The 10,488-nt window shown below is 35.0% G+C and carries 8 protein-coding genes and 1 tRNA gene; 8 read left to right on the top strand and 1 reads right to left on the bottom strand.

From position 1 onward, the window contains the following. Nucleotides 1-518: 518 nt before the first annotated feature. The 6 genes from AN34_RS17945 (at nt 519) to feoB (ending at nt 8,144) form a co-directional block, all read left to right on the top strand. Complete coding sequence (locus AN34_RS17945) at nt 519-1,157, top strand: hypothetical protein (protein WP_051666706.1); 639 nt, start codon at nt 519-521, stop codon at nt 1,155-1,157. Between the two features lie 531 nt (nt 1,158-1,688). Next, nucleotides 1,689-2,069 (top strand): glycine cleavage system protein GcvH, encoded by a 381-nt coding sequence (gene gcvH / locus AN34_RS17940; protein WP_029287702.1) that lies wholly within the window; start codon nt 1,689-1,691, stop codon nt 2,067-2,069. Nucleotides 2,070-2,081: 12 nt separating this feature from the next. Then, nucleotides 2,082-2,480 (top strand): VanZ family protein, encoded by a 399-nt coding sequence (locus tag AN34_RS17935; protein ID WP_029287701.1) that lies wholly within the window; start codon nt 2,082-2,084, stop codon nt 2,478-2,480. A gap of 256 nt (nt 2,481-2,736) precedes the next feature. Further along, on the top strand, nt 2,737-5,553 hold the full coding sequence (locus tag AN34_RS17930; protein ID WP_036677490.1) for an outer membrane beta-barrel family protein: 2,817 nt from the start codon (nt 2,737-2,739) through the stop codon (nt 5,551-5,553). 257 nt (nt 5,554-5,810) lie between these two features. Continuing rightward, nucleotides 5,811-6,029, top strand: coding sequence for a FeoA family protein (locus AN34_RS17925; protein WP_029287695.1), 219 nt, complete (start codon nt 5,811-5,813; stop codon nt 6,027-6,029). Between the two features lie 6 nt (nt 6,030-6,035). Further along, the gene (feoB, locus tag AN34_RS17920; protein ID WP_029287693.1) at nt 6,036-8,144 is read left to right on the top strand and encodes a ferrous iron transport protein B; all 2,109 of its coding nucleotides are present in this window, start codon (nt 6,036-6,038) and stop codon (nt 8,142-8,144) included. Nucleotides 8,145-8,318: 174 nt separating this feature from the next. Here the strand turns inward: feoB and AN34_RS17915 are convergent, their stop codons facing one another. Further along, nucleotides 8,319-8,795: an Lrp/AsnC ligand binding domain-containing protein gene (locus tag AN34_RS17915; RefSeq protein WP_029287690.1), complete on the bottom strand. Its 477-nt coding sequence runs from the start codon at nt 8,793-8,795 to the stop codon at nt 8,319-8,321. Between the two features lie 342 nt (nt 8,796-9,137). Here AN34_RS17915 and AN34_RS21730 point away from each other — a divergent pair. Together AN34_RS21730 and AN34_RS17910 are read left to right on the top strand one after the other, a co-directional pair. Next, a tRNA-Asp gene (locus AN34_RS21730) sits at nt 9,138-9,281 on the top strand. A gap of 151 nt (nt 9,282-9,432) precedes the next feature. Next, nucleotides 9,433-10,452 (top strand): LacI family DNA-binding transcriptional regulator, encoded by a 1,020-nt coding sequence (locus tag AN34_RS17910; protein ID WP_029287687.1) that lies wholly within the window; start codon nt 9,433-9,435, stop codon nt 10,450-10,452. Nucleotides 10,453-10,488 lie beyond the last annotated feature (36 nt).

Below are 10,488 nucleotides of genomic sequence, written 5' to 3'. Positions count from 1 at the left end.
TTTCTAAAGGTAGAATCACAATTATCACATCAACATTCCAACATCTGTTTTGTCTATATCTAGAACAATGGATTTTTTGGAGTGGAAGATATCAAAAGCAAGAATTAGTAAAATCTATTAGAAACAACATTGTTTTTAGACTTTTCTTTATATAAGATTATTTAAATTATATGATAAAATAACGTATGACTTATTAGTCTTTACAACTTAGCTCGTAACTTTTATTTGGCTAATTATGAGTGCAATATGATTCTTATTACTATTGTATTTTTCTAATCTTATTCATAATGATATTAACGCGGCGTTTAATCGCCTTATAAGGCTTAGGAATTTTAAATCCGTTAAGGATATTCTAAATGACGTATTATGCTAAATCTAATTTGATTTAAATAGTATTTTTAAAATATAGAATGTACATTTTTAATTATGAGTTAGTATCTAACTTATTACATATGTCATAGTGCTTTTATTTATTTATATGTATTTTTGTGAATATTTAAAAGACACGATATTTTTTTATGAAGATCAAAAATCTATTTTTAGCGCTATTATTAATTGGCGCTCTTGCAAGCTGCAAAAAGGATGAGACAGCCCAAACAGATTCACTTGCACTAAAAGAAAAGACTGCAGTTTCTCCTGACAGTTTAACCAGTTTTTCTCTTGACAGTAATGGTTTACGTAGTAATAAACTAGCTACGACTGTCCCTGTCGGTGCTGTATCAGGAGTAGTTAACTTCTATCGCTTATTTTCGCCCTATGAACAAAAACATTTTTTTGCTTTGGGTCAGGAAGCTAATATCTTATTGGCCCAGATGACAAATGCAGGAGGGCCTTTTCCGATGAATAATTGGGTATTAGAAGCAACTGCGTGCGGATTGCAACAAAATGCTACAGGTAGTTTTACCGCACCATTGTATCGGTACTATAGAAACACAGGAGATCATTACTACTCAAATTCTCCAAACCCACCACTATACTATGTTTCAGAAGGTATAGTTGGTTATATGTCGCCTACTTTCGTGCCCTTAAGTAAACCCCTTTATTCATATTTTAAAAAACGCGGAGATTTTGATAGACTTTATACTAAAGATTTTAACGAGTTGGGAAATGGTAATTCAACTTGGCAGTACGAAGGAATTATCGGATATGTTTTGTAGATTTTGAAGAAAAAATGTTAAGCCATGCAGAAATGTATGGCTTTTTTAATTTATTGACCTTATCTTTTTTGTTTGATAAAATTGCGCTAAAATTTCTGCCATATTTTGCTCATGTATTTTCTTAACATCTACTTTAATCTCCCTAATGACGCTAGATATCTCCTCAATCTAAGGGATATTGGATAATAAGTGGCTTTTGAGTGTTGTGCTGGAGGTCATTATATTTTTTCAGATTAAATTTATTAGAGACATACATAATTGAAAGAAAACTTGAAATTTTAAGAAAATTTTACAAGCGAGCATACCGTACTATAAAGAAATGGTCAAGTTATACTTTATAAGAGCCAGAATTATTAAAATCGATTGGGAAATAAGATTAACGCATTTCTTTCTAAGTTAATACGCTTGACATTGCTATATATTAAACTTAATTGTATTTTTGAGGGGCAAACAAATAATGTTTGCAATTACGTGTTTAACATCAAGAATACTACTAATATATAATATTCATAATCAATAAGTTAAAATAAAATGAATTTTCCATCAGAATTAAAATACACTAAAGACCACGAGTGGGTAAAGGTTGAAGGTAATGAAGCTTACATCGGTATTACAGATTTTGCTCAACGCGAATTGGGTGATATTGTTTATGTAGATATTAACTCAGTGGGTGATGAAGTGGCAAAAGAAGAAGTTTTTGGTACAGTTGAAGCCGTAAAAACAGTTTCTGATTTATTTATGCCTGTAACTGGTACCGTGTTGGAAATCAATTCAGCGTTAAATGACAATCCGGAATTGGTAAATTCTGATCCATATGGAGAAGGATGGATGGTAAAAGTATCCCTATCTGAAGTTGCTGAAATTGAAGATTTATTAACTGCAGACGCTTACCAAGCCTTAGTTGGCGCTTAATCTTATTGTATTTTGTACAAAGCACTAAAGCAACAAAAATGGGCCATATTCTGGACACTAATCGTTTTAGTGCTTTGTAATATAAAGTTACCTGATACAGAAGGAGAAGGATTTTTCTTTACAGGATTTGATAAGATGACGCATCTTGGATTTTTCTTTGTACTTACCGTTTTTCTGTTTTATGGAAAAATAAAATATCAGCACAGTTACGGTTTCAGAACGCTAACCATTTTTAAAATTCTTTTAATCAACTTCATTATTGGTGGAAGTATCGAATTGTTGCAATGGAAAGTTTTCACTTATAGATCTGCAGAATGGTGGGATCTCGGTTGTGATATGTTAGGTGCCTGTATGGCAGTTTTCAGTTATATATTGCTCCATAAATTGAATTTCGATGAAAAAAATAATTAATTTATTGGTTGTAATTGCAGTTTTATCCTTAAGCGGATGCAGTATCTTTAAAAAAGACTGTAACTGTCCGAAGGTCTATTACAAAAGCTATCCCTCACCAAACAACCATTAAACATCATCATTCCCAAATGATGTTACAGCTCCAGCAATCTGCTGTATTTAAAATGTTACCAATCTTTTCCTGTTTAGCAACAAACCTTTAGGCATACGGATAGTCTGATAGCTTAGTTTTGTACATATAATCTAAATTTTTTTAATGAAAAGGAACGTTCAAAGGGCAATCTTCATTGTTCTTATATTTTGTGGTTACATGGCTCAGGCACAAAATCCTGGCTCAATAAACGGAAAGGTTATTAATGCTAAAGATAAAAAGCCTGTTGATTTTGCTACTATTGCCATTAGAAATCTAAAAGATTCAGTCGTAGTAGCATCAGGGCAAACAGCGCCAGATGGAACCTTCAGTTTTAAAGCCATAGCACCTGGAAAATATAGAGTTTACGCGGCCTTTTTAGGCTTGAAAACAACAACCAAAGATGTGGAAGTTTCTAAAGCTGCTGTTGATGCAGGAGAAATTGCCATGATGGATGATGGTGTAGATTTAAATACGGTAAATGTAACAGCGACTATCCCTGTGGTTGTTAAAACAGATACGTTAGAATTTGATGCGAAAACGATCAAAGTTCGTGAAAATGCCGTTGTAGAAGATGTATTAAAAAAACTTCCCGGTGTTGAAGTTGCAAAAGATGGTAGCATAAAGGCGCAGGGAGAAACGGTTACAAAGGTTAAGGTGGATGGAAAGGAGTTTTTCGGTACGGATCCTTTACTCGCTACCAAAAATTTACCAGCTGATATGGTAGATAAAATTCAGGTAATTGATGAATTATCTGAGCAATCGCAATTTACAGGTGTAGACGACGGAACCAGAACTAAAATCTTAAACATCACTACTAAAGCTGGAATGAAAAAAGGATATTTTGGAAACAGTACGGTAGGATACGGTACTCAGGATCGATATGATGCCAGTATAAATGTAAATAAGTTTGATAATGATCAGCAATTCAGTGTAATCGGTCAGTTTAATAATGTAAATAAGCAAAATTTTGGACAAGGTAATGGTGTTGGAAATGGTTTTGGTGGTGGCGGTAGAGGTAACTTTGGCGGCGGTGGTAGTGGTGCTGGAAGCGGTGGAATTACCAATACCAATGCAGGGGGCTTAAACTTTTCAGATACCTATAAAGATGGAACCCAAATTCAGGGAAGTTACTTTTTTAACCGATCTGATGTATCTAATCAACAGCAGAGTTTTACGCAAAATTTATTAGGTAACAGTGTTACAACTGTTGCGAATAATGCAGATAATAACACTGATCGCATCAACCATAGGTTTAATTTCATGATTGATACCAAGTTGGATTCCACTACTACAATTAAAATTCAGCCTAATGTTTCATATACCGAAAGCGATGCCACAAACCTGAGTAACTATGACAGGAATTTAATCCAGTCACAAACAACGGGTTTGCAACGATACATTAGCCATAGCTCAACTCCAAATATTACCAATAACCTATTGGTGAGGAAGAAATTTAAAAGACGGGGCAGAACTTTGTCATTAAACGTAAATACCTCTATCAATAATAATGATGCAGATAACTATAATTATATCTCCGAAGATAATACAATCAATAGTACAGTAACATCAACCATTACAGATCAGCTGAATAAGGTAAACACCAATTCAATTAATAACACTTCCAGATTGGTTTATACCGAGCCATTATCTAAAACCACAAGCCTGGAATTTAATTACCAGAATGGTTATAGCCATGATAATCAAGGCCGGCAGGTATTGGATTTTAATTCAGCAAGTGGCCAGTATGATTTGGTTAATGTTGATTACACCAATACCTATGAAAATCAGACTTTAACGAATGCTGGAGGAGTGAGTTTTACCACCAATGAAAAGAAATATAACTGGAATATTGGTTTAGCGGCACAACAAACTAATCGTGTGAATACTAATCTAACCACAGGATTAGTCCGCAGTCAAAATTTCATCAACCTTACCCCATCAGCAAACTTCAGGTATAATTTTAGTAATTCAAGAAGATTAAATATTCGCTACAGAGGAAATACACAACAACCCAGCATCAGTCAAATCCAGCCAATACCTGATAACACTAATACACAAAGTGTTTTTATTGGTAACCCTACGTTAAAACCCTCTTTTAATAACAATTTAAATATCAATTATAATAATTTTGATATTGCAAAGGGCAGAATGTTTTTCGCTTTTTTAAGTTTAAGTCAGACATTTAACGCCATTGGAAATAGCAGCCAGTTAATTACTGACCGGAATGATGTAGATTTTGGAAAAATAAGAACAACATATGTTAATGTGGATGGTGTATATTCAGGAAACGGTAGTGTAAATATGGGTATTCCACTATTGCCGGAAAGGAAGCTTACCTTAAATGCATCTTTAAATGCCAACTATAACCGAAATGTGAACTTCACAACAGGCAATGATAATCCAAATGATTTGGTCAGAAATATAACCAATACTATTGGGATTACAAATCGGTATAATTTTGTAACTAACTTTGATAAGTTTGATTTAACCGGAGGCATTTCCGGAACTTATAACCGGGCAACGTATTCTGCCCAGCCTAATGCGACCACTAATTTTTATACTTTAAATCCAAGTTTCGATATCAGCTACTTGTTTCCAGGAAACATTCGTTTAGCTATAGATCTGGATTATATTAAAAATACAGGTAGGGGAGAGGGCTACAACACGGAGTTTACTTTGGTAAATTCTTACATCAGCCGTCAGTTCTTTAAAAATAGGGGTACTTTTAAAATCGCAGTGAATGATGCTTTTAACCAGAATCAGGGAATTAGCAGAACGGCAACAAATAATACCATTACCGATTTAAATTACAATGTATTGAAGAGATATTATATGTTATCATTTACCTATTCATTAACCCGCATGGGTGGAAGAAATATGAGTGGCGATATGCAAATGCCAACGCCAGGGCAAGGCGGCGGACAACGTTTCAGGATGTAATAAGATAGAATGATATTAAACAGAAGGCTCGTTAGAAAACGGGTCTTCTGTGTTTATAGAATTTTGAAAAGATAGATTAAGCCTGGTTGACAGCAATAAATTAATCATTGATGAGTCATACCTGTTTAGGATAAAAAATCTCTATTTGGAATAAATCTAAAGAAAGGTTAACTTGCGTGCAATTTAGCACATGAACCCGAAGCGATTAAATATTATTTTAATCACGGAGGCCCCATCTGAGCATAAAACAAATACAGATGAAACTTTCGAATTTAAAAGTTGGAGAAAAAGGAACCATCCTTTCATTTACAGATCTTGATCTTTCTGTTAAATTAATGGAAATGGGGTGTTTGCCAGGAGAGGTGGTGGAAGTAGAACGTTTTGCCCCACTGGGTGATCCAATGGCCATTCGTGTTGCGGGTTATCAGCTTTGCTTACGTAAGAGCGAGGCAGAAGTCATTATCATCAATAAATAAGCTGATTTGGATATTAAAGTTGCGTTAGTTGGTAATCCCAATACAGGTAAGTCTACTCTTTTTAATCGTTTAACAGGATTAAATCAAAAAATCGGAAATTTTCCGGGGATAACTGTTGATAAGAAAACAGGTTTTATGAAGCTTGCCAATGGTAAGGGGGCTGAAATTATTGATTTACCTGGAACATATAGTTTGTATCCCAAAAGCAGTGATGAAAGTATTGTTTTTCAGGTTTTAGCGGATTCAAAAAATAATAGTTATCCTGATGTGATCGTATTAATTGTTGATGCCTCTAATCTTAAACGCAATATGCTTTTATATTCGCAGGTTGCCGATTTAGGGATTCCGATGGTACTCGCCTTAAATATGATTGATCTTTCTGAAAAACAGGGGATTCAGATTGATCTGGATAAGCTTGCTGAAAAATTAGGTGTTCAGGTAGTATCTATTTCGGCCCGCAACAACATTGGAATTGATCAATTAAAATCTGCGATTGCCAATACCAATAAAATCGCTACGCAGTTTCAGGATGTTGACGTAAATAGTCTTGCACCAGCAGCAATTAACGCCATCAAATCTAAGTTAAATTCTGATAATGATTATTATGCCTTACAGGTATTGCATCAACATGAATATCTTAAATTCTTTACGGATAGAGAACAAGATGAAATTGAGGCTATAGAACAATCACATCATTTTGAATCATCAAAAACGCAGGCAGCTGAAACCATTTTAAGGTATAAGAAATTAAGTTTGATCCTGTCTGATGTAGTAACAGAAAACGATTCCGCTAAGAAATTTTCGTTCAGTGATAAGCTTGATACCATCTTAACCCATAAAATTTGGGGCTTTGCCATTTTTTTATTGATACTCTTTGTCATATTTAATGCCATTTTCGCCTGGTCATCCTACCCGATGCAATGGATTGAGGCTGGCTTTGGTTTTATAACCGAAGCAGGTCACGAATATTTGCCAGCAGGTATGCTAACAAATTTGGTATTAGATGGTATTGTTGCTGGTTTAGGCGGAATTTTTGTTTTTATCCCTCAAATAGCTATTTTATTTGCTTTCATATCTATTTTAGAAGATACCGGCTACATGGCCAGGGTTACTTTTATGATGGATAAAATCATGAGTAAAGTCGGTTTGAACGGTAAATCTGTCGTGCCGATGATTGGCGGTCTGGCTTGTGCAGTACCATCCATTATGGCCGCCAGAAATATTGAAAACTGGAAAGACAGAATGATTACCATCATGGTAACGCCATTGGTAAGTTGTTCAGCCAGGCTTCCGGTTTATATTTTAATTATTTCATTAATTATTCCATCGAAAAATATACTAGGTGTTTTTAACCTGCAGGGCCTGGCTTTAATGGTGATGTATTTAGTAGGTGTAATTGCAGCCGTGTTTGTGGCTTGGGTAATGAAGTTTTTAATTAAAACCAAAGAAAGAGCCTATTTCATCATGGAATTGCCCATTTACCGAATGCCAAGGTGGAAAAATGTGCTTTATACCATGTACGAAAAATCTAAAACTTTTGTTTTTGAAGCAGGTAAAGTAATTATTGCCATTTCTATTATTCTTTGGGTAATGGCCACTTTTGGACCAGGTAACCGTTTTGAGCGCATTGATCAGAAATATGCATCGGCGTTGGCAGATACGACAAAAAATACAACTCATATTGAAACGCTTATTGCGACAGAAAAGCTTGAAAATTCTTACGTTGGTATTTTAGGTCATTGGATTGAGCCTGCTATTCGCCCACTGGGTTATGATTGGAAGATTGGTATAGGACTAATCACTTCATTTGCTGCACGAGAGGCTTTCGTTGGTACCATGGCTACCATTTATAGTGTAGATGGTGGTGATGAAGATACTTCAACAATCAGAACACGCATGTCTTCATCAGTAAATAGCCGTACTGGTTTGCCAGTATACACCTTTGCCACAGGTATTTCATTGATGTTGTTTTACGCTTTCGCCATGCAATGTATGAGTACCGTAGCAATTGTTTACCGCGAAACTAAAGGCTGGAAATGGCCAGTAATTCAATTAACCTACATGACAGCCATGGCTTATTTTGCCGCCCTTATTGCCTATCAGTTGCTGAGGTAGTAAGAAGCAGTATCAAGTAGTAAGTGTCAGGTATCAAGACAATTGCTAAATAACACTTGCGGTTTTTGTTCGTGCTAGAATTTCCACCTGTTATTTTTTATGCTATTTGAACTTTTAACCTACAACTTTTCAACTTAAAACAATCGCCCAGAGCCCCCTACTTCCGACTAAAAACTATCCCAACTCAATTTGCCTTTTAATACTTTCTTCAAGAGAAATTAAAGTTTCCGTGCGCTGAATACCATTTACAGCTTGAATTTCTTCATTTAGTACATGACGCAAGTGATTAGTATCTCTACATATAATCTTTGCAAACATACTGTATGCGCCAGTGGTGTAATGAAGTTCTACCACTTCTTTTATTTTACTTAGCTGGGCAACAGCATCTTTATATTGAATACCTTTTTCGAGGTAAATACCTAAAAAGGCACAGATATCATAGCCTGCCTTTTGAGGATCGATGATAAGGTGTGACCCCTTAATAATCCCCATTTCATGGAGCTTCTTCATTCTAACGTGTATTGTACCACCCGAAACAATCAAATCCTTTGCAATTTCAGTATAAGGCTTGGTAGCGTCCTGCATCAGTTGTTTCAATATATCAATATCGAGGTTGTCAATTTCTAAATTGGAATTGTCTTTTTTAAGCATATTTTTGAATTATGATAAGCGAATTTACAAATATTTATCAATATTATAAAAATAAAATTAAATGTTTAAAAAATTTGCAAGGTATTGCATGTTCCATTACATTTGTATCAAGCAATTAACAAAAAGGAACGTTCTTTAAAGCAATTGCTAAACATACTGTAGGGTGGTGAAACAGGCAGACACACCTCCTTGTCTCGGTGGCGGAGAATAATGGGAATACCAGCAATGGCTAACCACTCCTTGGAGGTTCGATTCCTTCCCCTACAGCGGCTTAGTTTCTAAGTCAAGAGTCCATAGTCTTTAGTAGACTTACGACTGCAGACTTTGGACTAAGGACGAAAATGTTGGGTGGTGAAATTGGCAGACACGCCTCCTTGTCTCGGTGGTGGGGAATAATGGGACAAACGCAGTTTATTGGGTTGACCACAATTAATTTTTTGAACTGTAGCTAACTACCCCTTGAAGGTTCGACTCCTTCCCCAACAGCATTTTTTATGAATAATAAGTTAGTTAATTGAGCAATCCTGGATAGGTTGCTCTTTTTTCTTTTTATAAACTTCTGAACTATCACTAAAATATTACATCACTTATTACTATATTACCCCTCAATAGTACCAAATATTTTGTAGTTCCCGTAATGAAAAGAGTTTCAATTAAAGACATAGCCAAACAATTAAATATTTCAATTACATCTGTATCTTTTGTGATTAATGGACGAGCAAAGGAAAAAAATATCAGTGATGCATTAACAAAAAAAGTATTAGATCTTGTAGCAGAACTAAATTATCAGCCCAACTCTCTTGCAACCAGTTTAAGGACTGGAAAAACACGAATTATTGGGTTTTTAGTTGATGATATATCAGAGCCTTTTTTTTCTGGGATTGCAAAACGTATTGATGAAATTGCATCAGAGCTGGGTTATAAGATTTTATTTAGCAGTACGCGAAATGATACAAAAAAGGCAATTGAGCTACTTCAGATTTTCAAAGACAGACATGTGGATGGTTATATCATGGCATTGCCTGAAGGCCTTGAAGATGAAGTGAAGAAGTTAATTTTAACAGATGCTCCGGTTGTACTGTTTGATCGGTACGTACAAGACGTGAAAGCTGACTATGTAATCATAAATAATAAACATAGCACTGCTCAGGCAACTGAACATTTAATTACCAATGGCTTTAAAAATATAGCCTTTATTACCATTGATACTGATCAGCAGCAAATGCTGGATCGGCTTTCTGGATATGAAGAAACCATATCCCGGCACAAATTAAACTCATTTGTTAAGAAAATAAATTACAATACATCTGCAACTACCATAAAAGAGATTACGGAATTTTTCAATTCAAATAAAAATCTTGATGCTGTTATTTTCGGTGCCAACTACATCAGTCTTGATGGTTTAAGAACATTTAGAGCGATGGGCTTGCGCATTCAAAAGGATCTTGCTGTAGTATCATTTGATGATTTTGAAATTTTGGAGTTTTGTGATCCACCAGTAACGGCTATCGCACAACCGTTAGAAGCAATTGCCGAAAATATTATGAAAATATTAATGGATAGGCTAAAAGTAAATACTACAGATAAAAAATATAAAGAAGTTGTAGTGCCAACTGTATTTAATATTAGAGAATCCAGTAACAAGGTTCAATCATAAAAAAGGGGATCAATTATTCATCGATCCCCTTTATAG

Origin of the sequence: Pedobacter sp. R20-19 (assembly GCF_000708265.2) — a bacterium.
GTDB lineage: Bacteria > Bacteroidota > Bacteroidia > Sphingobacteriales > Sphingobacteriaceae > Pedobacter.
The sequence above is the reverse complement of the archived record's forward strand: the minus strand, read 5'-3'. Positions and strand labels throughout refer to the sequence as shown.